This window comes from Sinorhizobium prairiense, from assembly GCF_029201645.2.
GTDB classification, from domain to species: Bacteria; Pseudomonadota; Alphaproteobacteria; order Rhizobiales; family Rhizobiaceae; genus Sinorhizobium; species Sinorhizobium meliloti_A.
Window position 1 is genome coordinate 26950 of sequence record NZ_CP104131.1, and the last position, 24697, is coordinate 51646.

20 protein-coding genes and 1 pseudogene are annotated in these 24697 nt (G+C 61.4%); 9 read left to right on the forward strand and 12 right to left on the reverse strand.

The window, feature by feature from the left end; translation table 11 throughout:
- The 3 genes from N0Q91_RS02825 to N0Q91_RS02835 are packed head-to-tail and all read left to right on the forward strand — an operon-like array spanning nucleotide 1 to nucleotide 2613.
- Nucleotides 1-972 (forward strand): amino acid ABC transporter permease, encoded by a 972-nt coding sequence (locus N0Q91_RS02825; RefSeq protein WP_026169099.1) that lies wholly within the window; start codon nucleotides 1-3, stop codon nucleotides 970-972.
- A complete protein-coding gene (locus tag N0Q91_RS02830; protein ID WP_275597273.1) occupies nucleotides 962-1843 on the forward strand; it encodes a DMT family transporter in 882 nt (293 codons plus the stop codon). Before N0Q91_RS02825 ends, N0Q91_RS02830 begins: the two co-directional genes overlap by 11 nt.
- Before the next feature lie 14 nt (nucleotides 1844-1857).
- Nucleotides 1858-2613, forward strand: coding sequence for an amino acid ABC transporter ATP-binding protein (locus N0Q91_RS02835; protein ID WP_018099340.1), 756 nt, complete (start codon nucleotides 1858-1860; stop codon nucleotides 2611-2613).
- A gap of 94 nt (nucleotides 2614-2707) precedes the next feature.
- On the opposite strand, the gene N0Q91_RS02840 is transcribed toward N0Q91_RS02835, so the two are convergent.
- The 3 genes from N0Q91_RS02840 to N0Q91_RS02850 all read right to left on the reverse strand — a co-directional run bounded on the left by N0Q91_RS02840 (nucleotide 2708) and on the right by N0Q91_RS02850 (nucleotide 4813).
- On the reverse strand, nucleotides 2708-2872 hold the full coding sequence (locus N0Q91_RS02840) for a PIN domain-containing protein (protein WP_275597274.1): 165 nt from the start codon (nucleotides 2870-2872) through the stop codon (nucleotides 2708-2710).
- 37 nt (nucleotides 2873-2909) lie between these two features.
- Nucleotides 2910-3722 carry a PfkB family carbohydrate kinase gene (locus N0Q91_RS02845; protein WP_275597275.1) on the reverse strand — a complete coding sequence of 271 codons (813 nt, stop codon included), beginning with the start codon at nucleotides 3720-3722 and terminating at the stop codon, nucleotides 2910-2912.
- A gap of 77 nt (nucleotides 3723-3799) precedes the next feature.
- Complete coding sequence (locus N0Q91_RS02850; protein ID WP_275597276.1) at nucleotides 3800-4813, reverse strand: SIS domain-containing protein; 1014 nt, start codon at nucleotides 4811-4813, stop codon at nucleotides 3800-3802.
- Nucleotides 4814-5031: 218 nt separating this feature from the next.
- On the opposite strand from N0Q91_RS02850, the gene N0Q91_RS02855 reads away from it, so the two are divergent.
- Nucleotides 5032-5763 (forward strand): GntR family transcriptional regulator, encoded by a 732-nt coding sequence (locus tag N0Q91_RS02855; RefSeq protein ID WP_275597277.1) that lies wholly within the window; start codon nucleotides 5032-5034, stop codon nucleotides 5761-5763.
- 72 nt (nucleotides 5764-5835) lie between these two features.
- On the opposite strand, the gene N0Q91_RS02860 is transcribed toward N0Q91_RS02855, so the two are convergent.
- On the reverse strand, nucleotides 5836-7830 hold the full coding sequence (locus tag N0Q91_RS02860) for a putative bifunctional diguanylate cyclase/phosphodiesterase (protein ID WP_275597278.1): 1995 nt from the start codon (nucleotides 7828-7830) through the stop codon (nucleotides 5836-5838).
- Between the two features lie 428 nt (nucleotides 7831-8258).
- Here N0Q91_RS02860 and N0Q91_RS02865 point away from each other — a divergent pair, with 428 nt between their 5' ends.
- Nucleotides 8259-9302: a class I SAM-dependent methyltransferase gene (locus N0Q91_RS02865; protein WP_275597279.1), complete on the forward strand. Its 1044-nt coding sequence runs from the start codon at nucleotides 8259-8261 to the stop codon at nucleotides 9300-9302.
- Nucleotides 9303-9452: 150 nt separating this feature from the next.
- On the opposite strand, the gene N0Q91_RS02870 is transcribed toward N0Q91_RS02865, so the two are convergent.
- The 6 genes and pseudogenes from N0Q91_RS02870 to N0Q91_RS02895 form a co-directional block, all read right to left on the reverse strand.
- Nucleotides 9453-10676 (reverse strand): tetratricopeptide repeat protein, encoded by a 1224-nt coding sequence (locus tag N0Q91_RS02870; RefSeq protein WP_275597280.1) that lies wholly within the window; start codon nucleotides 10674-10676, stop codon nucleotides 9453-9455.
- A 141-nt stretch (nucleotides 10677-10817) separates the two neighbouring features.
- Nucleotides 10818-11311, reverse strand: a pseudogene (locus tag N0Q91_RS02875) (hypothetical protein).
- Nucleotides 11312-11409: 98 nt separating this feature from the next.
- On the reverse strand, nucleotides 11410-12762 hold the full coding sequence (locus N0Q91_RS02880) for an HlyD family type I secretion periplasmic adaptor subunit (RefSeq protein ID WP_275597281.1): 1353 nt from the start codon (nucleotides 12760-12762) through the stop codon (nucleotides 11410-11412).
- 2 nt (nucleotides 12763-12764) lie between these two features.
- Nucleotides 12765-14852, reverse strand: a complete 2088-nt coding sequence (locus N0Q91_RS02885) for a type I secretion system permease/ATPase (RefSeq protein WP_275597282.1) — start codon at nucleotides 14850-14852, stop codon at nucleotides 12765-12767.
- A 100-nt stretch (nucleotides 14853-14952) separates the two neighbouring features.
- A complete protein-coding gene (locus N0Q91_RS02890; protein ID WP_275597283.1) occupies nucleotides 14953-16998 on the reverse strand; it encodes a hypothetical protein in 2046 nt (681 codons plus the stop codon).
- Between the two features lie 132 nt (nucleotides 16999-17130).
- Nucleotides 17131-17685, reverse strand: coding sequence for a hypothetical protein (locus N0Q91_RS02895; protein WP_275597284.1), 555 nt, complete (start codon nucleotides 17683-17685; stop codon nucleotides 17131-17133).
- Between the two features lie 1009 nt (nucleotides 17686-18694).
- Between N0Q91_RS02895 and N0Q91_RS02900 the strand changes: the two genes are divergently transcribed.
- Nucleotides 18695-19486: a helix-turn-helix transcriptional regulator gene (locus N0Q91_RS02900; RefSeq protein WP_275597285.1), complete on the forward strand. Its 792-nt coding sequence runs from the start codon at nucleotides 18695-18697 to the stop codon at nucleotides 19484-19486.
- A gap of 467 nt (nucleotides 19487-19953) precedes the next feature.
- Here N0Q91_RS02900 and hppD read toward each other — a convergent pair whose 3' ends face one another.
- A complete protein-coding gene (gene hppD, locus N0Q91_RS02905; protein ID WP_100672836.1) occupies nucleotides 19954-21066 on the reverse strand; it encodes a 4-hydroxyphenylpyruvate dioxygenase in 1113 nt (370 codons plus the stop codon).
- A gap of 130 nt (nucleotides 21067-21196) precedes the next feature.
- Between hppD and N0Q91_RS02910 the strand changes: the two genes are divergently transcribed.
- On the forward strand, nucleotides 21197-21676 hold the full coding sequence (locus tag N0Q91_RS02910) for an Lrp/AsnC family transcriptional regulator (protein ID WP_018099355.1): 480 nt from the start codon (nucleotides 21197-21199) through the stop codon (nucleotides 21674-21676).
- A gap of 25 nt (nucleotides 21677-21701) precedes the next feature.
- Here N0Q91_RS02910 and N0Q91_RS02915 read toward each other — a convergent pair whose 3' ends face one another.
- The gene (locus N0Q91_RS02915) at nucleotides 21702-22148 is read right to left on the reverse strand and encodes a MarR family winged helix-turn-helix transcriptional regulator (RefSeq protein ID WP_275597286.1); all 447 of its coding nucleotides are present in this window, start codon (nucleotides 22146-22148) and stop codon (nucleotides 21702-21704) included.
- Nucleotides 22149-22227: 79 nt separating this feature from the next.
- On the opposite strand from N0Q91_RS02915, the gene hmgA reads away from it, so the two are divergent.
- Nucleotides 22228-23589 (forward strand): homogentisate 1,2-dioxygenase, encoded by a 1362-nt coding sequence (gene hmgA, locus N0Q91_RS02920; protein WP_127709199.1) that lies wholly within the window; start codon nucleotides 22228-22230, stop codon nucleotides 23587-23589.
- Between the two features lie 80 nt (nucleotides 23590-23669).
- Nucleotides 23670-24686, forward strand: coding sequence for a fumarylacetoacetate hydrolase family protein (locus tag N0Q91_RS02925; RefSeq protein WP_275597287.1), 1017 nt, complete (start codon nucleotides 23670-23672; stop codon nucleotides 24684-24686).
- Nucleotides 24687-24697: the final 11 nt, after the last annotated feature.

Here is a 24697-nt window from a genome sequence, read left to right on the forward strand (position 1 = left end):
ATGATCGGTCGTATGATTCTGACGTATCCGGATGCAGCGCGGCGCACCGGGACGTTTCTCCTGCTCGCGCTGATAACCCTGACGATCTACAGCCTGGGTGTAAGCCCGGCCTGGATCGGGCTCGTGCTGCCGACAAGCTCGGAGTGGCTGGCCGCCAATCCCGCGCTCGGGCGGCTGGTCAGCGCGGTGATGATCGCCGTGATAGCGGCGCTGAACTGGAAGGCCCTGCGGCAGCTGCCTCGCCCCTGGCAGGTGGTCGGCGTCTGGCTGGAGCTCTTCGCGCTGCTGATGCTCTTCTTCTATTCCTTCAATCTTTCCTTTGCCTTCATCGCAAAGAAGATCAGCTTCCTGATTTCGCAGGGCGTCGTCACCACGCTCTACATCTCGGTGATCTCGATCGCCGTCGCGACAGTCATCGCGCTTGTGGGTGCGATTGCGAAACTGTCGAAGAACGGTGTCATCTACGGCCTCGCCACCTTCTACACGTCGCTGTTTCGCGGCCTGCCGCTCCTGATGCAGATCTATATCATCTATCTCGGTTTGCCGCAGGTGGGCTACGTCATCAGCGCCGTGCCGGCCGGCATCCTTGCGCTCTCGCTGTGCTACGGCGCCTATATGACCGAAATCTTCCGGGCCGGGATCGAGAGCATCCCGCGGGGGCAGACGGAAGGCGCGACCGCGCTCGGCTTGAACCCGAGCCAGACGATGGGCCTGGTGATCCTGCCGCAGGCGATGCGCGTGATCATCCCGCCGACCGGGAACCAGTTCATCGCGATGCTGAAGGATTCCTCGCTGATCTCCGTCGTCGGCGTCTGGGAACTGATGTATCTCGCCCGTACCCAGGGACAGACCGAGTTCCGCCACATCGAAATGCTGATCACGGCCTCGATGATCTACTGGATCCTTTCGATCGGCCTCGAATATATGCAATCGCGCATCGAAGCACGGTTCGGACGCTTCAATGTCCGTTGACGCGACGGTCGCGCCGGCCGCGGCCGGCATGCCGCGCAACCTGCGCGCTGCCGCCCTGGGTCTCCTGGCGTTCGCCGTCTTTTCGGGCACGGATGTGCTGGTGAAGCTTCTCGCAGAGCGCTTCGACGTGCCGCAGGTGACCTTCATGGTGACGCTCGCGGCGCTCGCGATGCTTGCCGTCTACGCCGGCGTCACCGGCACCACGGCATCGCTCAGACCGCGTCATCCGGGGCTTGCGCTCTTGAGGGCGTTCCTGCTCGCCGTCGATACGCTTCTGATCCACTACGCATTTTCGGTGCTGCCGTTGTCGGAAGCCTATCTGCTCGCCTTCCTCACTCCGGTTCTTGTGGCGGTGCTGGCCTTCGCCCTGCTTGCGGAACGCCTGTCCATCGTTGCCTGGTGTGGCGTGGTCGTCGGCTTCCTCGGCGTTGCGGTTGCGCTCAGGCCGGGGATCGCGCCGCTCAATCCGGGCCACGCCGCGGCGGCGGGGTCGGCTCTCGTCTTTGCGCTCTCGCTCGTGCTGCTGCGGCGCGCCAGGGCGACGGAGAGCGACCTTGCCCTCGTCTCGACGCTGCTCGTCGTGCTCGCGGCGGTCGCGCTGGCGGTTGCGTCGATCGGCGGCGGATTGGCGCCGGTCGGGCCGGGCGATCTGCTGATCGCCTTCTTCGCCGGCCTCTTCATGCTCGGCGGTCATCTGCTGCTGGTGCGCGCCTTCCGCATGGGCGACGCCTCGGTGGTTGCGCCTTTCCAGTACAGCCAGATCGTCTGGGGCTGCCTCTACGGGGCGCTGTTCTTTGCCGCCCCCATCGAACTGCACACGGTCGCGGGCGCCCTCGTCATCGTGCTTTCCGGCTGGCTCGTCCTGAAATAATCCTGGAGACAACAATGCCCACATCGATCGACATCGCTTCGCCGGAGATCACGCTCAGCGGCGTACATAAGTGGTACGGCCAGTATCATGCCCTTGACGATATCAACCTGTCCATCGCGCCGCGGGAGAAGGTCGTCATCTGCGGACCCTCCGGTTCCGGCAAGTCGACGCTGATCCGCTGCGTCAACCGGCTCGAGGCGCATCAGCAGGGCCGCATCGTCGTCGGTGGCGTCGAAGTCGGCGAAGATGAGCGCAAGGTGGATGCCATCAGGCGCGAAGTGGGAATGGTGTTTCAGCAGTTCAATCTCTTCCCGCACCTGACGATCCTCGAAAACTGTATTCTGGCGCCGATGTGGGTCAAGCGCTTGCCGCGCGCCCAGGCGACGGAGATCGCGATGGACTATCTCAACCGCGTGCGCATTCCGGAGCAGGCGAACAAATATCCGGGCCAGCTTTCGGGCGGACAGCAGCAGCGCGTCGCGATCGCGCGGGCGCTCTGCATGAATCCGAAGGTCATGCTCTTCGACGAGCCGACCTCTGCACTCGACCCTGAAATGGTCAAGGAAGTGCTGGACACCATGGTGGCGCTCGCAAACGAGGGCATGACGATGGTCTGCGTCACCCACGAAATGGGCTTCGCACGCCAAGTCGCGGATCGGGTGATCTTCATGGATCAGGGCCGCATCGTCGAAGAGGGCGAACCGGACGAATTCTTCGCGCATCCGAAGACGGATCGGGCGAGCCTGTTCCTCAGCCAGCTCCTGCACTGATGCATATCGCAGGATTGTGCGCTGCCGTCGCCGCTGGCGGTGCCGGTTGTCGGTGAAGGCACAGAGGGCGATACGGGGTCATGTATCGGCTCCCTCAGACCATGGGGTTGAACAAACGCACTCCGGTCGTTTCAAAGTCTTTGGTGTTGCGGGTGACCAGGGTAAGTTGGTGTTGCGCGGCGATGAAGGCGTCCATCGCCCCGATGGGTCTTCCATCGGAGTCGGCGAGGGCGACGATGCGACCCCATTGATCCGCCATTCCCGGCGATGGCACCGGCAACGCAGGCTAGCCGACGTCAGATCGATTGCGGTTCCTGCGGGAAGCCGCCGACATGCGTGCAGGTATTCGCGGCCAGGTCCCTGCCGGCTGCGAGGCATGCGGCAAGGGTGCGCCCTTTCAGGCGGGCGGCGATGAAGCCGGCGATAAAGCTGTCGCCGGCGCCGGTCGTGTCCACGACTTCGACCGGGCGAATGCCGGCAGACGCGATATTGGTGCCGTCGCTCGCGAGCGAGCCGAGCGCACCACGCGTCACCACCGCAAGGCGGGCTCCCCGCGCAAGGAATTCGCCGGCCAGCCTCTCTGCACTGCTTTCGTCCTCGCCGGCCGAACCGAAGGCGATCGAAAGGCCGTCGACGTCGAGATCTGCTGCTGCCGCATTGACCGAGACGTCCTGGGAGATGCTGACGCCTGCGGCAGATAGCGCACGGCGCAACAGGCCGCCGTCGTCCAGCCAGCCGATATGCACATGGTCCATGGTCTTCAGCAGCTCGATCTCGCCGGCATCGGGGCGGTATCCGGCACAGGCGCCGAAATCTTCATGGACGAAGATGCGGTCGCCGGCAGGTGTCACGTCGATATCCGTGTAGGCCGTGTTGGTGTCGCGCGCGAGCAGGTGGTCGACATTGACGCCGTTCGCGAGCAGCAGGCGGCGAACATGGGCGCCGTCGGAATCGCGGCCGACGGCGCCGAAATAGAAGGATCCGTGGCCGAGCCTTGCAAGTTGAACGGCGACATTGATTGCGTTGCCGCCGACATAGGATTGGCTAAGCGGCGCGCGATAGCGGTCGATGCAATTGTCGCCGACGGCCGCAAATCGGAATCTGGTCATGGAATTCTCTTGTTTCGCCATCAGGGCCGCGAATGCCGGAGCAGTCGCGGCCGTGCTAGTTCATTGGGCGTCTATGCTCAATAGGCTACGCGCTTGTAGTAACGCCGCGTCGTCAGCGGGTGGTTGCGCATCACTTCGAGATGCGCGCTGATGCGCTCGAGCACGGTTGCGAGAACGACGGGGGAAACGAGGCCGCGCACCTCTTGCGAAATGCCTGGCAGCGCAAAGTCCGCCGTGTCGAGGACGGTCAGCCTGTCCGTGTAGTTGGGCGCGAAATTCTCCACCCGGTCGGCCAGCGGCCGCAGAGCGTCCTCGCCCTTGAAGAGGATGACGCTGACGCCCTTTTCCACGAGCTCGAGCGTTCCATGGAAAAAGTCCGAGGCATGGACCGGGCGTGTGCGGATCCACTGCATCTCTTCGAGGATGCACATGCCGTAGTAGAATGCCTCGGGCCAGGCGTTTCCGGCGCCTGTGATGATGTGGTAGTCGGAGCCTGCCAGAACACGGGCGAAGATCTCGGCCTTGTCCTCGTAGCCGCGCTTCACTTCGAGGAGAAGCTCAGGAAGTCGTTCCAGTTCAGCGGCGATCTGGTCGTAGTTCTCGATCTCGCCGCGGTGACGCATGATAGACAGCGCGATGAACAGGGACTGCAGGTAGAAGGACTCGCAGGACGTGTCGTCTTCGGCGAAGTTGACGAAGGCATGGGTGCCACCCTTGCCGAGGGGCGTTTCCTCGTGACCCACCAGCGACAGGACTGTCGCGCCGGCCTCCTTCGCCTTTGCCAGCAGAGCCACGCTCTCCTTGGTCGTGCCGGAGAGCGACGGTATGACGACGATCGACTTTTCCGTCAGGTTGACCGAACCGGTAATGAAGAGCTCGGCCGGCAGGTCGATAAAGGCCGGAAAGCGCGACCTGCGCTGGAGCAACTGGGCGGCCGGCTGCATGAGAATGGCGGCACCGCCGGTCCCGAGGAAGAAGACGTTCTCCGCGCCCTTTTCAAGGCAGGAGACGACGACGTCGTCCAGGCGTTGACGCAGGGCGACGGCGCCCGACTGGATGCGTAGAAATCTCTGTTCGTCAAAATTCAGCATAGTTCTCTCTCGACAGGTGGTGGCGATCGCCGGCTGCCGCCGACAATGTTGTAAGACAACTGACAACATTGTCTGAAAATGTCAAGGGAGATAATCGGCCGGATGCGCCTTCTGCCAGCGAGCTCCCGCAAGGATACAGGGTAGATGAACTGTCCCTTGACCTTCCTGGATTTGTCAGACAAGAAGGATCATATTCTGCAGTCATTTGGAGAGAGGAATTGCCCGAGCCGCTTCGCGACACGCGCACCCTGGTCATACAGCTTCGCGACCGCATCGCCGATCTGATCCGGGAGCAGGGGCTCGCTCCGGGCGACAAGCTTCCGACGGAGGCGCAGCTGACGGAGCGTTTCAGGATCTCCCGCCCGGCGCTGCGGGAGGCATTGAAACTACTGGAGCAGGATGGCGTCATCTATGTCGAGCACGGCCGCGGCCGGTTCGTGTCGGCGATGTCTGCGGTCCATGTCGAAAGGCCGATCACCGTCTTCGAGAGCGTCACCGACATGACGCGCCATTATGGCTATGCGACCGTCAACAAGGTACTCTCGATCGCCGAGGAAATGCCCGACGCGGTCACGGCGGGGCAGTTGCAGCTTGCAAATGGCGAACGCGTCATCCGTCTCGAGCGGCTGCGTCTGCACAAGGACGAGCCGATACTCTATTGTCTCGACTACATTCCGCGCAGCATCATTCCGAACCGCCTTTATGACATCGAATGGGGCGGCTCGCTGCTCGATCTGCTCGAGCAGTACAGACACCGGCCGCGCATGTCCGCTGCTACGGTCACGGCAGTGATGCTTCCTGACGACGTGGTGGAGCGCAACGATCTGCGGGATTTCGGGCCGGCACTGCTGATCCGCGAGACCTGTTTCAATGCAAGCGGCGTGCCGGTCGTTTATTCCGTCGACTACCACCGCGGCAGCCATTTTTCCTTCAGCCTCGCGCGGAAGTAGCGATTCGCGGTCGTACAGCGGTTGCGAAGATGATGGGGGGAGCGTCCCCTCCGCCCTTGCCCGTCGGCCCGATCAATGCGGCCCCGCGCGGGTCCGGCGCTTGTCCGTCGGTGGGGGCGGCTGGAAATTTCGTGCAGGCGCGGGTCGCCCGACATGGAAACCCTGGACGTGGTCGATCCGGAATTGCCGCATGAGCGCGAGCTGTTCCTCCGTCTCGACACCCTCGACCAGGATCTTGTGCCCGCGGTTTCGCACCAGGCCGATAATGTCCCTGAGCATCGCCTTGCCCTTGGGCGTGTCGCAATCGTGAAGGAACGATCGGTCGATCTTCACCGTATCGAAGTCGATCAGGCGCAGCCATGACAGGCCGGCGAAGCCGGTTCCGAAATCGTCGAGCCATATCCTGATGCCCAGCGTCTTCAAATCGGCGATGCAACGCAGGATATCGGAATGCATCTCCATCTCGAGCCCCTCGGTGATTTCGAAGGCGAGCCTGCTGCCGGCCACGCCGGTATCGCCGAGAATGGCTGCGACCGAAGCCGCGAAGCCTGGCGATCTCAGCTGGATCGGCGAGACGTTCACGCTGACGACGGGCACATGCTCGCTTGCCAGGAGTTCCTGGCACACCACGCCTATCACCCAGCGGCCGAGATCGAGGATGGCCCCGGTCCGCTCGGCAATCGGCACGAAGAGGCTCGGAGGGACGGACGTGCCGTCCAGCATCTTCAGCCGCATCAGGGCCTCGACCGCGTCGACGCGGCCGGTGGCGACGTCACGTATGGGCTGATAGACGAGTGAGACGAGATTCTGGTCGATTGCAATTTTCAGGAGCGCGGCGATGTTCTCGCTCTCGTCGCTGCTTTGCGGGTCGTTCGGATCGAAGAGGCGCGCACAGTTGCGGCCGTTCGCCTTTGCCCCGTAGAGAGCGCGATCCGCCTCATGGATCAGTCTCTCGAGCTTCGAACCGATCTGGTTGCGGGTGAAACCCGCGCCGACGCTCACCGTCACGATCGACATGCCGTCGCGCCGCTGTTCGTGCGGCAGAGCGAGGGTCTCGACGCTGTGCCGGACGGCTTCCGCCAGATCCGCCGCCTGCTCCCGCGTCTTCAGCCGTGCCAGCACGATGAATTCCTCGCCGCCATAACGGCCGATCGACCCATCGTAGGGCGCGATCGACTCCTTCAGCGCATTGGCAACGAGAACGAGGCAGCGATCGCCTTCCTGATGGCCGTAAAAGTCGTTGTACCTCTTGAAGAAATCGACGTCGATAAGGATTGCCGCAAAGCTCTTCCCGCCTCTTTGCCAGTCGCTCCAATAGTCCCGGAGCTTCTGGTCGACCGCGCGGCGGTTGTCGAGGCCCGTGAGCGAATCGGTATGCGACAGCCGCAGCAGCGCTTTTCCGCGATCGGAGGCCTCCTTCTGCTGGATCTTCGCCTCGAAGGCATTGAGAAAGACCTTGTAGCGCTCCCGGTTGAGCTTCCAGTTCACATAGGACGTGAAGACGAAGCACGAGACGTAGAAGGTTCCGAAGGCGACCTGATAGGATACGCTTTTCGGTATATAGAATGCCAAGGCAAGAAAGAACGTGGCGAGGACGATTCCCGAGGTTACGACCGACAGGCGAAAGTGAAAACTGAAGAATAGATTGGCGCCCATCATGAATATCGCGCCAAAGATCATATAATAGGAGATACTCTCGGCCTGGCTGGTCATCAGCGACGGGAACAGCCAACCCCAATAACCCGCCACGAGTGCGCCTGCGCAGGTGAGATCGAACCACTTCGTCTCGGCACCCAGCCGAAACAACACCTCGATGGCGGCAATCGCCGTAGCGCCCACCGCAAGGCGCGCCAGGATCGCATAAAACGCGACGTCGGGAACGAGCAGGATATCCGTGGCCGCAAACAGCAGATAGACGGCCACGGCCACCCAGAGGCCCTGGCGGCTTGCCGCCCGGCGCGCGACGTCGCCTTCTCTGCGATAGAGCGTTTGCAGCTCCACAGATTGCAGTCTGGGCGGCTGCGCCTGCAGATCGATCTCAATTCCCTCGGCCAACGTGTGCCTCATGCACCGGTCCCAATCGCTTTGCGCCGCCCGCCGCGAGGCTGAAACTCCTTGCGGCGATCGACGCGTCCTGGATCACGATGATTTAGATCGGTTCGACCTGAAACCATGAGCGTAATCGATTCCAAAAAGTTGAGACGCGGGGTGCGGGCGGAAAACCGCACACACTTTTCCTTTTCCGGCTCTTGTCGCTTCACGCCCCATCCAATCCCAACAAGCACCCTACGAAGACAGTCAGGAACGTCCGGCACAATAGTCGAGGCAAATTAAGTTTTGCTGAATTGTCAAAGATCAGAAGAGTGCTCAATAGTGTATTGAAACAATCCAATACCTGTTTTTATTAACCATATTATTCGAAAACTTGAAACCCGGCTGGCGCGGTGCCGGGTCCTGGGCATAATGTTAACAAACAGTTAACGGATGAGTCACGCGTGAGCCAATTTCAGATCGTACTAGACGGCGAGAGCCTTATTACGCCCGCCGCCATCGCAACCGAATTCAATTCCCAGAGAATCGAGTTTTACGAAGAACAGCTGGCGACAGCAAAGGCCGAGATTGCGCTGATTCTGAACATCGCGCAGCAACAGTTCGGGCAGCGGCGAGACCCTGCGGAGATAATACATCGGATTGCCGGGTCTCTTCATGATGTGCGCAATAAACATCAGCCGAGCGTCTGGCAGGAGCTGATACCACTGATCCAGAATCACACGGTGTCGGACTTCTTCCTCCAGGACCCGTTTACGCGCTGGTCGTTCGAAAAGCCCCGGGGTTATTCCGGCGACGCCCAGTTGCTCGACTTCATCTATGGACATCCGAGCATTGCCGGGGATGTGGCAAGGGCCACGCCGCTCGGGCGAGCGCTCTACGATTATACGAAGGACGCCTCATCTTCGGTGGCCGTGCGGGAGCGGCGCGACCTGCTGACGCGCCATGTCGACGAGATCGCGGCGACACGGGGAGGGGAGGCCGAGATCCTGACGATCGCCGCCGGGCACCTGCGTGAGGCCAACCGCTCGGCAGCCTTGCGGGAGGGGAGCCTGAAACGGTGGGTCGCCCTCGATCAGGATCCGCTGAGCGTCGGTTCGATCGCGCGCGACTTCATGGGAACTCGCATCGAGGCAGTCGACGGGTCGGTCAAAAGTCTTCTGACCAGGTCACAGGAGCTCGGCCAGTTCGATTTCATCTATGCCGCCGGGCTTTACGACTATCTCACCGAAAAGGTGGCGGTGAAGCTCACCCGGAGATGCCTGGAAATGCTGAAGCCCAACGGGGTCTTCCTCTTTGCCAATTTCGCGCGCGACATCCATGTCGACGGCTACATGGAAACCTTCATGAACTGGGCGCTGCTGCTTCGATCGGAGTTCGACATGTGGCAGATCATTCATGCCAGCGCCGACAGGGAAGCCATCGAAGCGCGCGTGCAGTTCGGTGCGAACCGTAACGTCGTCTACGGGATCATTCAGAAGCGTTCGTAAAACAGAGCGGGATGCGGAAAACTGTGTGCGGTTTCCGCCCGCATCCCGCTCCAACCTGTTGGTTTCGGATCAACATGATCGAGATGCCACAGCGACGGGCGCGCCCCGGCAGCACGCGCCGCTGTGGCGGGATGCAGACAGAAACCGGTTTCAGTGCTTCAATTTCGAGGCCTTCCAGCCATATGGCGACGGTTTCGCATGCAGATGGGCGGATGAGCCCGCGGGCAGCAGAGGTGTCAGGAGCGGCTGCGCAGCTGCCGTCAACCGAATCGCATCCTCCTGCGCCTGCGTCTCCTGCTCCGGCTCGGGCTCCTGCTCCTCATCCTGCTCCTCCATGCCGGCGACACCCCTCAGGCGGGTCAGGATCTCCTGTGCCCTCGTCTTGCAGAGCACGTGGTTCGCGTCATCGGATACGATGTCGTGGAAGCTCTGGAAGGTGGCGACAGCGGCATCCCTTTGGCCCGAAGCCAAGCGCGCGACCGCGAGTTTGTAGCGCAGGATGCCTCGATGCGGGTAGCGGGCAAGCAGCTCTTGAAACGTCTTGCCCGCCTTGCGGTAGAATGCCTGCGCCATTTGCGTGTCGCCGAGCCAATGGAGAACGTCGTCCGCGTTCGGCACTGCCGGCAGCAAAGTGCGATAAAGATGCTCCGCCTCCCCATATTCGCCCACGTCGCTCAAGAGATGCGCAAGGCGACAGCGCGCCTCGACATGTCCCGGAACGGTGCGGATCAACTGCCGATAGCCCGCTTCGGCTCCGTCGAAGTCGCCAAAGGCGTGCAGCGCCACCGCCCGCTCCAAGACGATGCCCAGGCTGCGGCGATTGAGGCAGTCGCGCAGGTTCCTGCCCGTGAGGGTTCTGAGAAGCATACTGCGGAGGCGACGCCCGCAGGCGTCGATCCTCTCTCCCTCGTCGGCGGGGTCGACGCGCGCAAACTCCCCTTCGGGAAAGGCATCGAGCAACCGTTCGAGCCGCGCCGAGGCCGCGCCGCAGCGGTCGAACCGGATGCTTGTCCAGTTTTCGGACGCGAGGATGCCGGCGAATGCGTCCGCCGCCTCGCTTTCAAGGCCAGGTGCGCAGAGAAAGCCGGTGCGTCCGGTTCCGTGATTGCCGATCATCAGAATTTCGTCGACGAAGAGACCCGTGTCCTCGTCCTGAGAGGTCGCCAGCTCGAGCGGCAGGAACGCGTCGTACCGTTTTCCGGCGGCGCGGTGTTTCCAGGCCAGAATGAGCCACCTCTCGCGGTGCGGAAGGTATTCCTGCAGCCAGGGCCAGGAGAGAAAAGCGTGCGCTTCCGGATCTGAACGATATATCTTGTTCCAGTTTCTATGATTTTTTTTAAATTCTTCGATGCAGTCGATAACGTGGACTGTCATTGTCGTCTCTTTGCGGCAATATACTCGATACGCGCCAAAATCGTTACGTTAGTGAATAATTGAATACAATAATGCTTCTGTTCAGTATACACCGTCCAACTGCGAAGGACAACTACCGAGTGCCGGTATTCGGCTGCTCCCCTATATCGAGCGCTCGTCGAAGTTCGGTCTCGATCGAATGAACGTCCACAGACGTCTGCTGATATCGGTGATCTCGCGAACCGCATTGTCGAGACGCGCCAACTCGCGGGCATCGAGCTGTTCGACCTTGCCGTAGCGCACGTCCTTCTCGCCTTCGACGAGCCGCATCAACTGCGTGCTCGAAATCTCGCCCTGCTCGTCGACGGAGTAGATGCAATGATTGTACTTGTTGCGCATCTTCGATTGCTGCTTCAGCCGCACGGTAATGGCGAGCACCTCGTCGCGAGTCGCCGCCGGGATCCGCGGCAGCTTCGCCAGGCGCTCTGTCAGATCGATTCGGGCGCGGGTCGTATTCAGCGTCAGGAAAACGACGATGGCCGCGTCCTTTTCCACCCCAGAAGGTGGGCGATCACGTAGATGAGCAGGCTTTCGGTGTTGGTCCACACGTAGTTCAGGCGACCAACGAGCAAAAGCACATCCTGTGCAGCCGCCATGGCGATCTCCAAGCGGTCCCGAGAATGATGCGCCGGAACCGGATTTGCGCACTTGCATATTCCGCCGATCGAAACCGGCTTCCATAGACGTCCTGCATTCAGGTCTCCTTGAACGCGCGCGACATGCTGTCTGTGATGGGCTTCGTCAGATACTCAAAGAAGGTGCGCTCCGAGGTGGTGATCAGCACTTCGGCCGGCATTCCGGGCACGGGGTGGAAGCCGTGGATGCGTCCGATCTCGCTCGCCGGCACTTCGACGCGCACGATATAGACGTCGCGCTGCTGGCCGCCGGCTACTTCCTCCTCGATCGAATCCGCCGAGACGTAGAAGACCTTGCCTTTCAGCACCGGCGTCGTGCGGCGGTTGAGTGCCGAAAGCCGGATCGTGGCGTCTTCGCCGACCTTGAGCTGATCGATGGCGGTGCGCAGCAGCTGCGCCTCGATGATCAGCGGCACATTGGCCGGCAGGATCTCCATGATCGGCTTTCCGCTTGCGATGACGCCACCGGCCGTGTGGAAATAGCTGCGTACGACGGTGCCGTCGACAGGCGAACGGATGGTGGCGCGGCCGAGCACTTCGGACGCCTCCCGAACCTGCTCGCGTACGCTGTCGAGATCGGCCTCGGCCGCTTCGAGGCCGTCGAGCGCCGCCTGTTTGTTGGTATTGACGGCGATGACCGCCTCCTGTCGGTAGCGGTCTATCTGCGTGTAGCTCTCCTTGACCTCGGATTCGAGCCGGCCGATCTCGCCGATCGCATCGGCGATCGCGCGGTCCAACGCCATGAGTTCCGGGCGCCGGATCAGGCCCTTGTCGGCGAGCTTGCTCTTGGCCTCACGCTCCTCGTTGAGAATCTCCAGCTGCCGATTGAACGATGCCTGCTGCAGAGCGTATCCCCTGGCCCGGAATTCAAGCGAACGAATGTTCTGGTCGATCAGGTTCAGCTGGTCGCGCAGCTTGATCTTCTTGCTCTGAAAATTGACGTTCTGGCTTTCCATGATGGCGCGAATGTCGGGATCGTCGGCCTGCCGGGCGACGATTTCGGGTACGCTGAAGGCATCTTCGCCCACCGCCTCCGCTCTCAGCCGGCCGACGACTGCCTCGAGGCGGAGACGCTTGAGGTTGAGCATACGGGCGTTGGCCCGGGCGACCGTCTGATCGAGCTTCACGAGAATGTCGCCGGCCTTGACCTTGTCGCCCTCGGCGACCAGCAGTTCCTCGATGATGCCGCCCTCCAGATGCTGGACGATCTTGTTGTTGCCGTTGGCGACGAAGCTTCCCTGGGCGATGATTGCCGCGGCGAGCGGTGCCGCGAAAGCCCAGTAGCCGAAGCCGCCGAAGGAGATCGCGATCAGCGCCAGGCCAACCAGACTGTGGCGCCTGATCGACCGGGGGACCTCGGCATACCACTCCGCCGGATTTCGAGGTTCGGTGCTCCGCCTGTCGCTTTGCATCGTCAGTCTCCGTGAATGCGGGATTGCCCGCGGTCGCCTTCGGCCTTTGCGCCAAGCGCGGCGAGCACCTCGTTTCGGGCGCCGAACATCGCCACGGTGCCTTCGTGCAGCACCATGATCTTGTCGACACATTGCAGGAGAGCAGGGCGCTGCGTGATGGTGACGGTGGTGATGCCCTCCTTCCTCGCATGCACCAGCGCGCGGGCAAGTGCGGCCTCGCCATTGCTGTCGAGGTTCGAATTCGGCTCGTCGAGGACGACGAATTTCGGGTTGCCGAAGAAGGCGCGCGCCAGAGCTATGCGCTGTTTCTGACCGCCCGACAGCGGGGCGCCGTCAGCGGCGACCACGGTCTCGTAGCCTTGCGGAAAAGTTGCGATCAGTTCGTGCACGTCGGCGAGCACCGCCGCCTCATAAACCATGCTATCGTCCACATCCTCGCGCATGCGGCAGATATTGGCCTTGATCGTTCCCGGAAAGAGCTGAACGTCCTGGGGAAGGTAGCCGATGCTTTCGCCGAACTGGCGCTGATCCCAGTTGCGCAGATCCATGAGATCGAGGCGTACACTGCCGGATGTGGGCAGAATCGAGCCGACCAGCATCTTGCCGAGGGTGGTCTTGCCGGAGCCGGAATTGCCGATGACCGCAAGCGATTCCCCCTTTGCCAGCGAAAAGGAGATGCCGTTCAGGATCACCCGCTTCTGCGGCGGCGGGACGAAGAGGATGCGCTCGACGTCGAGCCTGCCTTCCGGCTTCGGCAGGCGCAGCCGCGGGAAGTTCAAGGGCGAGGTGAGCAAGAGCTGCCTGATGCGCTGATAGGCGGCGCGGGAGTGATTGAGCTGGTTCCAGCCCTCGATGGCTCCTTCGACGGGCGCGAGCGCACGCCCGGCAATGATCGAAGCGGCGATCACCATGCCGCCGGTCAGTTGCCCTTCCATCGCCAGATGCGCTCCCCAGCCGAGAAGCGCCACCTGGGTGAACATCCGCACGGCCCTGGATGCGCCGGTGAAGATTATGTTGCGGTCCTGGGCGTAGACCTGCGCCTTGAGCGAGGCCGCCGTCTCCTGGCCCCACATTCTGACTGCTTCCGGAATCATCGCCAGCGCATTGATGATCTGGGCGTTGCGGGCCATCGAATCGAGATGGAAATTGGCCCGGCCGAGGGAGGCATTGGCTTCGCTGAATGGTTTTGTCGTCGCTTTCTGATTGAGATAGGCGATGACGATCAGAACCGTACAACACAGGATGACGATCATGCCGAGTTGTGGCTGTATGAGGTAGACCACGACCACGAAGAGCGGTGTCAGTGGAGCGTCGAGGAAAGCGGTGAGCGTGCCGGAGGTGATGAAGGCGCGAAGCTGCTGCAGGTCGCCCAATATCTGGTAGTCCCGGCCGCTTCCGTGCAGCGAGGCCCGGGCTGCCGCACTGAGGATCGGTGTGCCGAGCTGGACCTCGATTTCGACGGCGGTGCGCATCAGGATGAAGCGGCGGATCGCGTCGAGAATGACCTGGAGCGCCACGGCGCCGAGCACGGCGACCGTCAGCATGACCAGCGTGTCCTGCGAGCGGCTCGTCAGGACCCGGTCGGAGATCTGGAACAAATAGATCGGGATGGCCAGGACGAGGACGTTGATGGCCAGGGTGAAAGCGATGACGATCAGCATGTTGCGCCGGACAGCGGCCATGCCGTTGTGCAGGCTGGCAGCGAAGTTCGCCGGTCCCATGCGCTTGTGAAGCGTGCTCCTGCCGCCGCCGTCTTCGCTCGCTTTCCCTTCACCTGTTGCGCTGCGTTCAACCGGGCGAAGGTCGTCCTGCTTCATCGGGCCCGGGTCATTTTCGATCGTTCGCGGCAGTCCCGGGGCCTGTCGTCTTTCCACCTTGGGAACGTCGCCCTCGTCGCGGCACGCATCGGCCGATGCCGATGCTTGCTTTTGCTCCGAGAACCTTGCCGCGTCTGCCTTTCCGTTCGGCCCTGGCGGCCTTTCGAAGGGTGCCACAGCCTCCGCTTCGGCTATATCGGGCAGCTCCAGCCGTGCGACATCCTGGCGCTGCGGCTTGCCTCGCCCGGCATACCACTTCGACATGTCGTTCATGCTCGCTCCCCTGCGCTTGGCCCTTGAAGTTTCGGTCAGGACCGTCCAACGGATCTCCGTTCGAAGCTGTGCAACCCTGAGAGCTCGAAGCGGATCGGCTTCAAGCCAGTATCGTATGCATGACGTCGCTCCACTCGCTGCCGGACAGGTCGGTGCCGTGATCGCCGTCCATGTCTCCGCCCTGCGGCGCCGTATCCTCGCCGATAAAGGCGATGAGTTCGGTCGTCAGACCGCCACTTTCCCGCTGAAGGTCCGGCATTCCGTCGACGATTCCCGATTGGATGAGCACTGCGTCGGAATAGGTCTCGCCGCCGACATAGGTCGTCCCGCCGGAGTCGATGATCTCCGCGACATTGAAGACGCCATTGTTTCCCGTATGCACCGCGACCGAGGCCTCCGGTCCGTCTTCGAGCAACTTGCCCGCGGCAAACGAGACGGCGTCGGCGTCGCCGAGAATGCTGACCTGTTGGACGATCGTGACGTCATAGAGATTGCCGGTGATGAACAGGATGTGCAGGTCGGCATAGTCTTCGAAAGCATTGTCGCGCAGGAGTTCGTCCGGCAATGTGCCGTCGCCCTCGTGCATCTGGTCGGCGGCCTCATGAAAGTAGTCCGGCATCGCCTCGAAGCGGACGCCGGAGCTCACGTTTCCGATCGAGGCCATGTTCCAGACGAGATTGCCGCCCGTGTCCAGCGCGATGCCTTTGCCGGCGGATACGCCTGCGATGTCGTCATTGTCGTAGAGGATGGAGATCTGGCTGATGACGTCGAGATCGATCAGCCGGCCGCCGACGAGGATCAAATCGTAATGCTCGGCAATGCCGAGAAACGATGCGACGTTCACTGCCGTGTTGCCGCCGCTGAGCACGGTCGTCTCCGCACCCGTCCTGGTGACGGTCAGGCTGTCATTGTCGCTGGCGAAGTTGTACTGCTCGACCCAATGGACGATGGAAAGATCGCCTTCGACGACGTTCACGCGCCAGCTTGTCGGGAATGTCGAAGATTCGGCCGGAATCTCCGCTTCCTGGGGCAGGCATGCCCCGGTTTCTCCGCCACCGAAGCTTGCTATGTTCAGTGCGACGGTCGTGGTCATCGTCGCGCATGTGCCGGAGATCGCGCCGTCGAGCGTGTCCCTGTCGGCATAGACGTACGATTGCGAGATGACATCGATTTGGTGGTAGTCACCCATCACGGCGGTCACGGGTGGGGCCTCGACTGCGCCGACGACGCTGGCAACATTGGCGACGACATTGGTCCCCGCATGGATGTCGAGCTCGCCGTTCTGGAGCGGCTTGTCGAGGGGCGTCCCGGCGGGGTGAGCAGTGTGCTCTCGCCCGGGGAGATTGTCGCGCAGTTCCGGCGCGGCGTCGGCGGGGGTGCCGTTGACATAGGTGCCCTCGATGCGTTCTGCGATGAGAACGGCATCGCCCGCCTCGTTCTTCACCAATTCGTCCGGAGAGGCGGCTTGCGGGAGATCCTCCGGTCCGCCTGTCGCGGGCGCGGCCGGAACGGCCTGTTGGCTGGCCCCCGCCAGGGAGGCAAGTGCTTCAAGGTTCGCAGCCACTGCGGCGAAAGAGGCGGGCGCATCGGCGGCGCCGATCTGCGCGAAGGGCGAGGCTTCAAGGGCTTCCGCGAGAAAGCCTTCGAGCGTCTGGTCGACATGCGTCAGGTTGCGCGGCTCCGCAAGCATGCCGGTCAGGTTCACGACATCGTCGTCATGAAGGGTGCTTGCCTGATAGATATGGCTGAAGCCCGCGTCGGGACCCGCAGGAGGCATCGTATCCGACGCTTCGGGGCCGTTGCCGGAAATGCCGTGGTCCTCCGTGGACCGGACATCCACCTGTCCGGCTTGCGCCGCGGCGGCCGGTTGGTCGAGGTGATGCCGTGACGGGGCGGCATGATCGGCGGAGTCGAGCCGGGCGATGTCGTAAGCCCGGAGTTCGTAGGAGATCTCGGGGTCGTAGCTTTCCAACGCGAAGTCAGACCGGAAATCAGGCGACTGCACGTAGTCGGAGTCCTCCTTTTGCGCAGTCTTCGGGGTTTCATATCCCTGCAGGTATTCAAATCTTATACGCGCGTCATCGATCGCCGTGTTGAACAGCCCTATGAAATGCGCAACGATCTCGTTGATCTTCTCCGAATGCATCGTCCAATCCTTCCCCTTTCCGCAGCAAAGGGTGCCTTAAACCTCATTTTTTCTTCAAACGGATACGATTGAAGGAAACGTGCTGGCTTTCGCCCGCGGTCGATATCCAGCACGGCCGGTGCATCCGGTCGTTCATTCAAGGTCGCTATCCGACCCCGCCGGGGTCACGCCCGGATCGCCAACGGTGGTGCTGACGTCGGCGTTGCTGAGAAGGTTCGCGCCCTGGACGATTTCGTGGTGGAAGTCCGGACTTGCCTGGCCTGGCGGCGTCTCCGTCGAGGGGTGGGATGCACCCTCGTCGCCCTTGAGATCCCAACCGTCCGTGGTGAGGCCGTCGCCACCAGGTTCTCCGCTGCCTGTGCCGGGATCGGTATTGCCGCTCTTGCCGACGTCATAAGCGCGGTCCTGATCAGCCAGGCTATTGGCCTGGGCCAGGCTGAACCCGGCTTCGTAGATGCTGGCGCCGTTGCCCAGAACATTGTCGACATTCAGGGAAAAGGAAAAGCCATCGCCGAGGGAGAAGGCAAAGTCACCCCCGGCGGTCTCGGTGAGACTGGTGCTGCCACCGGCAACCGACCTGCTGGACGTGTTCATCGCTACGCCATCGGCAAGCGCACCCGTCTTCAGCTCGTCATCGGCACTGAAGTTGTCGTGGAGCCCAAGATTCTTCTGTGAGGAATCGGGCATAAGCACTTCCTCATAAGAGGGGGAGCCAGCACCGAAACCCTTCATCTTTTATAGGATTCTTGAGGCGCTGGCTCTTTTGGCGGTTTAGCGGAAATGAATGTTCCGTCTCTGCTTGCAATATCATTTCAGCGCGATACAAAGCGCCTAAATTCCTACGTATGGTAACGAATAGTCATAATATTTGTCATATAAACGTAAGTATCTATATTTCCGATCTTCTACGCGAAACAATGATCGAAGACGCACAGAATGTTGGTGCGACCATTGGAGTGTGATCTGGAACGCAGTCAAGTGAAAGCTACCTATTGTGGTTATGAGACTCGGCACCGGCCCGTCTCGGATTTGTCGCTCAATATTCGCTGCGCGGCAACCGACGCACTCGTTTCGAGTGCAGCTCGCGATCGACTCGCCATGCCTGCGCATGTACCTCGATCGAGGCGCTCAGATAAAGGACTGAAAATACTCGACAATCGCGATCTCAAATGTGCAGTTCGTTTGCCCCGGCACGCTTGGATTGCTGAGCGAAGGCCGGCTGCAGGGTTCCTTGGCGGAAAGTGCGTCGGACATCTGCCTCAGCACGCGATCGACCGAATTGGCCGCGCCCGCATTACCTTCGCGATAACCCGATGTGAGTAGCGACCTCGTCGGACGGAGTGGCGAATGCTTGTCCGAGTTACTACGAAGACCATCCGGGTCTGACGAGGCGCAGGGTGCGGTGCACCCCTCAAAAGCGAGGGTACGGCGAAAGGCGCGAGTGGCGTCGCCGATCCCGCACGATTTTCGCGGATTCGCCCAAAATTGGTTCGTTCTTGAACGATTTAGACAGGATTGTGGCCGCCACCTAATCCTTTTGGGCGGTTTTACATCCCCCATATTTACGATACATTAGCCAATATAAATTCTTTTTTTCGAGAAATTTTTTTAATCCAAGCAATTTTCACAACGCGGGCCTTTCTCCACCATGGGTAAAAAACCCGTAAAAACCAAGGGGAAGTCCGAGGAGGGGATAATGTATCGTGCGAGTTCGGGGTTGGGCGGGTTCGAAGACAGCAAAAGTGTTTTACCGAAAAAAAGCAAAATAGTCATGCTAGCCAGGACGGACCTCTTCGCCGAGTGTCTGACCCAGGCGATCGGCGCACGCTTTCAGGACCAGGAAGTGGTGCGGCTTTCGGACGCCGACAGCCTTCTGGACGGCAACCTCGTAGGTGTGACGCTGGTCATGCTCTACCGCGTGCCCATGGCGAACTTTCCATCGATCATCAGGATGATTCATGAGTTCCACCCGAAAGCGGCCGTCGGTCTGCTGGTCGAAAACGCGGAAGGGATCGACGCGTCGGTTTCGCATCTGGTCGAGGAGGGGATGATCCACGGCGTGTTGCCCCTGAATCTCCACCTCGACGTTTGCCTTACCGCCATCGACCTCCTGATGAAGGGCGGCGAACATTTTCCCGCCGCACTGCTCAGGCGCCTTGCGCCGAAGAATCCTGGAGAGCGGGACCTCGCCACCCCGAACGAGACGGCTTCTGAAAGTGTCGATCCGGAGCGCGGGAAAGGATTTGGCGGCCAGGTCGTCCTCACGACACGCGAAATCCAGATTCTCGATCTCATCTGCATGGGCACGCAGAACAAGATCATCGCAGATCGCCTCGGACTGTCCGAAAACACCGTCAAGGTGCATGTGCGCAACATCTACAAGAAGATGAACGTGCGCAATCGCACCGAGGCGGCCTCCCGCTATTTCAGAAACGACGGAGGCGTGGGCCCTTCCCGCACGCCGTCGCCGACGCGCTGGCGCAACTGACCGTCAGAGCCTTGAGCAGTCCAAGGTGCTAATAGCGACCTTTGCGCGTCTGATAAGACGCGCGGCGCTGTAGGGAACTTTTCGGAGGGCTGCAATCTCTCCTCATCCTCATCTCTGTACCTGTCACAGAGATCCAGCAGCGCCGCGTCTGCGGCGCGGGAAGCGTTCTTTCAGCCCAAGGACTTGGCCTGGCTGGATTCCTGTGACAAGCACAGGAATGAGGGATCGGGATGTGCGGCTACTACATCGAAGCGAAGCGGGACGCTGTACACGGGCGTGACCCGCGACTTTCCGCGCCGCCTCATTATCTTCGCGGTTTATGAAGCGCGCCGAGGGACCGCACCCTCTCCGCCTTATCCCTGTGACGAGCACAGGGATAAGGCGATCAAGCAAGCGGCGGCGGGTGGCCGGAATCTCAACAGGCCTTGACGCGCGGGCTGCCGCGCGGCGTCTCTGCGGCGCAGCCGCTATTCCGCGGCCTCGTGGCCAAGGGCGCCGCGCCGGATTTGGTCGGCTTCGATCGATTCGAACAATGCGCGGAAATTGCCCTCGCCGAAGCCTTCGTCGCCCTTGCGCTGGATGAATTCGAAGAAGATCGGACCGATCACCGTTCGCGAGAAGATCTGCAGCAGGATCTTCGTCATGCCGCCATTCACCACGCCCTCGCCATCGATCAGGATGCCGTGTGTCTTCATCCGGTCGATCGGCTCGTCGTGTCCGTGAACACGCTGATGGGACATTTCATAATAGGTTTCCGGCGGCCCCGGCATGAACTTCAGACCGTTTGCGGCGAGCTTGTCGGTCGCATCGTAGATCGCCTCGGTACCGACGGCGATGTGCTGGATGCCTTCGCCTTTGTACTTCTTCAGATATTCTTCGATCTGGCTCGTGTCGTCCTTCGATTCGTTCAGGGGAATGCGGATCTTGCCGCAGGGCGAGGTAATCGCCCGACTGACGAGGCCGGTGATGCGGCCATCGATGTCGAAGAAATGGATTTGCTTGAAATTGAACAGTTCGCGGTAGAAGGCCCACCACTTGTCCATGTTGCCGCGATAGACGTTGTGGGTCAGGTGGTCGAGATAGTAGAAGCCGACTCCGGCCGGCTTCGGATCACGCTCGCTCAGCCATTCGAACTCGGCGTCGTAGGCTGATCCCTTTTCGCCGTAGGTTTCCACGAAATAGAGAAGCGAGCCGCCGATGCCGACGATCGCCGGCACGTCCAGGCACTTGTCGCTGCCGGTATAGGCTTCGGCGCCTTTGGCAACGGCATGTTCGAAGGCATGCTTCGCGTCGACGACGCGCCAGGCCATCGAGGGGGCGCAGGGCCCGTGCTCGCCAACGAAGCGCATGGCATGCGATCCGGCCTCCGCGTTCAGGACATAGTTGATATCGCCCTGCCGCCAGACGGTGATGTCCTTGGTCTTGTGCCTGGCGACCGGCGAATAGCCCATGCGTCCGAAGAGCTCCGCAAGCTTCTCCGGCTCGGGGTGGGCGAACTCCACAAACTCGAAACCGTCCGTCCCGGCGGGGTTTTCCGCCGAAATCGCCGGCGGCGGTGCGTCATGGGGGAACGGGCCCATCGTCAGTCTCCTCTTATCCTCCAAACTCTGCTGGATTATGGCGCAGTTCCGATGCATGGTGCTTGTATTCTTGCGCGATTCACGATGATCGGCGCATGAATTGTGCAGAGAAGCGTTTGAGGGTGCAGGAATGGAGCTGCTTGACGGATTCGACCTCAAGATCCTGAGTGAACTGCAGCGCGACGGTCATCTGACCAACAATGAATTGTCCGAGCGCGTCGCGCTGTCTCCTTCGCAATGTTCGCGCCGGCGTACGCGCCTGGAGGCGGAAGGGTTCATCACCGGCTATCAGGCGCAGATCGACCGTCAGAAGCTGGGGCTTGATCTGATGGTGGTGATTTCAGTCACGCTGGCCACGCATAATCGCGACAATGCCAAGCGTTTCGGCAATCTCGTCTCGGCTCTGCCGGAGGTGCTGGAGGCCTATGCGCTGACCGGTGAAATGGACTACCACCTGCGCGTCGTGACGCCGGATCTTGCCGGGCTCTCCCGTTTCGTCAACGAGGTCCTGCTGCCGCATGACAGCGTGCAGCACGTCAAGACATCGATCGTGCTGGAGACGCTCAAGAGTTTCGAGGGTCTGCCGATACCGGCGCGGATGAAGGGGTAGGCGGCAGCGCTAGGGAAGGGCCTCGCTAGAGATTATTCATCGCCCGTTCCACGGCGCCCAGGCCCTGCGAAAGCGCCTCCATATTCTCTGCCCCAAGCACGGAATGCAGCTCCGTTTGATAGTCGCTCGCAAGCTCCGTCAGCTCCCTAAAGGCCTGCCGACCTGCCGGCGTCAGCGCCAGATGCTCGAAACGGCGGTCTCGTCCGTCCTGCTCGCGCTTCAACCAGCGGCGCTGCTCGAGGCTGAAGACCGCGCGGCTTACTTTCGTCTTGTGCATGGCGGAGTGCGCGCCGATTTCGGTTGCCGTCATGCTGCGGCGGGAGCTGCCGAGTGCCGCAAGCGTTCGCCATTCCGGCCGCGTCAGCTGGTAACGCGCTTTGTATTGTGCGGCAAAGCGCAAGGCGACGAATTCCGCCGCCCGGTTCAGCCGATATGGCAGGAAGTTCTCCAGTTCGAACCGCTCTTCGGCCATGGCCTTCCTTCCTTGATAGTTACAAAATCGATAGTTACGATTGTAACTAATATAGCGAAGAGAAGAGGAGGCTCAAGCCATGTTGGAGAAGGCGGAAAAACAGCGGCGAGTAGGTTCGGGTCAGCAGCGCACAGCCGGCTATATGCCTGGATTCGGCAACGACTTCGAGACGGAAAGCCTGCCTGGGGCGCTCCCGCAGGGGCAGAACAGCCCGCAGAAATGCAATTACGGCCTTTATGCCGAACAGCTGTCCGGCTCACCCTTTACGGCGCCGCGCGGCACCAACGAGCGCTCCTGGCTCTACCGTATCCGACCGAGCGTCCGCCACACCGGGCGTTTCCGCAAGATCGACTATCCGCATTGGAAGACGGCGCCGCATGTGGGCGAGCATTCCCTGGCGCTCGGGCAGTTGCGCTGGAGTCCTTTGCCGGCGCCCCCGGAGAGCCTGACGTTTCTTCAAGGCATCCGCACCATGACGACGGCGGGCGACGCGCTGACGCAAGCCGGCATGGCCGCGCATGCCTATGCCTTCAATGCCGACATGGTGGACGACTACTTTTTCAACGCCGACGGCGAGCTGCTGATCGTTCCGGAAACGGGCGCGATCCAGGTTTTCACCGAACTCGGCAGGATGGAGGTCGAGCCGTCGGAAATCTGCCTCGTACCGCGCGGCATGATGTTCAAGGTCACGCGCCTCGGAGAGGAGAAGGTCTGGCGCGGGTACATCTGCGAGAATTACGGCGCGAAGTTCACGCTCCCGGATCGCGGCCCGATCGGCGCCAATTGCCTCGCCAATCCGCGCGACTTCAAGACGCCGGTCGCCGCTTATGAGGACAAGGAAACGCCCTGCCGGGTCCAGGTGAAGTGGTGCGGCTCCTTCCATATGGTCGAGATCGGCCATTCGCCGCTCGACGTCGTCGCCTGGCACGGCAATTACGCGCCCTACAAATACGACCTCAAGACCTTCTCGCCGGTCGGCGCGATCCTGTTCGACCATCCCGATCCGTCCATCTTCACGGTGTTGACGGCCCCTTCCGGAGAGGAGGGGACGGCCAATGTAGACTTCGTCCTATTCCCGCCCCGCTGGCTGGTCGCCGAGCATACGTTCCGCCCGCCCTGGTATCACCGCAACATCATGAGCGAGTTCATGGGGCTGATCTACGGGCGCTACGACGCCAAGGAGGAAGGATTCGTTCCGGGCGGCATGAGCCTGCACAACATGATGCTGGCGCACGGACCGGACTTCTCCGGCTTCGAGAAGGCGTCGAACGGCGAGCTGAAGCCGGTGAAGCTCGACAACACCATGGCATTCATGTTCGAGACCCGCTTCCCCCAGCAGCTGACGACGTTTGCGGCAGAGCTCGAGACGCTGCAGGACGATTACATGGATTGCTGGTCCGGCCTCGAACGGAAATTCGACGGCACGCCGGGAATCAAGTGACTTCCGCCGCCGAACCGTGACATGCTGCAATATCCGCGCCGCCCCGGCGAGAATCAACAACGCATCGGGAACACCACTCCATGAAACTCGCAACGCTGAAAGATTCCACCCGCGACGGCAAGCTCGTCGTGGTCTCGAAAGATCTGACCCGCTGCTCGGAGGTCGGTCATATCGCCCGCACGCTGCAGGCGGCGCTTGACGACTGGGCGCATGCGGGTCCGCGGCTGGAGCGCGTCGCCGAGGGGATCGAGACCGGAGCGCAGCCGACCATGCGATTCCATGAGCACGACGCAGCCTCGCCGCTGCCGCGCGCCTTTCAGTGGGCGGACGGTTCGGCCTATGTAAATCATGTCGAGCTCGTCCGAAAGGCGCGCAATGCCGAGATGCCGGCAAGTTTCTGGACCGATCCGCTGATCTATCAGGGCGGTTCCGACAGTTTCCTCGGCCCACGAGATCCGATCCTTATGGCCGACGATGCCTGGGGCATCGATATGGAAGGCGAAATTGCTGTCATCGTCGACGACGTGCCCACGGGCGCGACGCTCGAGGAAGCAAGGGCCGCGATCCGCCTCGTCATGCTCGTCAACGACGTCTCCCTGCGCGGCCTCATTCCTGGAGAACTCGCCAAGGGTTTCGGCTTCTATCAATCGAAGCCGTCTTCCGCCTTCTCGCCGGTCGCCGTGACGCCGGAGGAACTCGGCGAAGCCTGGGATGGCGGGAAGCTGCATCTGCCGCTCCACGTCGATCTCAATGGCGAGCCTTTCGGGCGAGCCAATGGCGGCATCGACATGACCTTCGATTTCCCGCAGCTGATCGTGCATGCCGCGCGAACGAGGCCCCTTTCGGCCGGCACGATCATCGGCTCGGGCACCGTTTCCAACAAGCTCGAGGGCGGGCCGGGCAGGCCGGTTTCCGAAGGCGGGGCCGGCTATTCGTGCATCGCCGAATTGCGCATGATCGAGACGATCGAAGGCGGATCACCGAAAACGCAGTTCCTGAAATTCGGCGATGTCGTCCGCATCGAGATGAAGGATCGAACCGGCCATTCGATTTTCGGTGCCATCGAACAGAAGGTCGGAAAATACGAGCGCGGATGAGGTCGGACAGC

Coding starts and splice junctions, on each gene's coding strand:
- N0Q91_RS02900 (WP_275597285.1), top strand. CDS start 18,695: ATGTATCGTGCGAGTTCGGGGTTGGGCGGGTTCGAAGACAGCAAAAGT.
- N0Q91_RS02895 (WP_275597284.1), bottom strand. CDS start 17,685: ATGCCCGATTCCTCACAGAAGAATCTTGGGCTCCACGACAACTTCAGT.
- N0Q91_RS02890 (WP_275597283.1), bottom strand. CDS start 16,998: ATGCATTCGGAGAAGATCAACGAGATCGTTGCGCATTTCATAGGGCTG.
- N0Q91_RS02835 (WP_018099340.1), top strand. CDS start 1,858: ATGCCCACATCGATCGACATCGCTTCGCCGGAGATCACGCTCAGCGGC.
- N0Q91_RS02845 (WP_275597275.1), bottom strand. CDS start 3,722: ATGACCAGATTCCGATTTGCGGCCGTCGGCGACAATTGCATCGACCGC.
- hppD (WP_100672836.1), bottom strand. CDS start 21,066: ATGGGCCCGTTCCCCCATGACGCACCGCCGCCGGCGATTTCGGCGGAA.
- N0Q91_RS02840 (WP_275597274.1), bottom strand. CDS start 2,872: ATGGCGGATCAATGGGGTCGCATCGTCGCCCTCGCCGACTCCGATGGA.
- N0Q91_RS02925 (WP_275597287.1), top strand. CDS start 23,670: ATGAAACTCGCAACGCTGAAAGATTCCACCCGCGACGGCAAGCTCGTC.
- N0Q91_RS02850 (WP_275597276.1), bottom strand. CDS start 4,813: ATGCTGAATTTTGACGAACAGAGATTTCTACGCATCCAGTCGGGCGCC.
- N0Q91_RS02915 (WP_275597286.1), bottom strand. CDS start 22,148: ATGGCCGAAGAGCGGTTCGAACTGGAGAACTTCCTGCCATATCGGCTG.
- N0Q91_RS02880 (WP_275597281.1), bottom strand. CDS start 12,762: ATGCAAAGCGACAGGCGGAGCACCGAACCTCGAAATCCGGCGGAGTGG.
- N0Q91_RS02910 (WP_018099355.1), top strand. CDS start 21,197: ATGGAGCTGCTTGACGGATTCGACCTCAAGATCCTGAGTGAACTGCAG.
- hmgA (WP_127709199.1), top strand. CDS start 22,228: ATGTTGGAGAAGGCGGAAAAACAGCGGCGAGTAGGTTCGGGTCAGCAG.
- N0Q91_RS02825 (WP_026169099.1), top strand. CDS start 1: ATGATCGGTCGTATGATTCTGACGTATCCGGATGCAGCGCGGCGCACC.
- N0Q91_RS02885 (WP_275597282.1), bottom strand. CDS start 14,852: ATGAACGACATGTCGAAGTGGTATGCCGGGCGAGGCAAGCCGCAGCGC.
- N0Q91_RS02870 (WP_275597280.1), bottom strand. CDS start 10,676: ATGACAGTCCACGTTATCGACTGCATCGAAGAATTTAAAAAAAATCAT.
- N0Q91_RS02830 (WP_275597273.1), top strand. CDS start 962: ATGTCCGTTGACGCGACGGTCGCGCCGGCCGCGGCCGGCATGCCGCGC.
- N0Q91_RS02860 (WP_275597278.1), bottom strand. CDS start 7,830: ATGAGGCACACGTTGGCCGAGGGAATTGAGATCGATCTGCAGGCGCAG.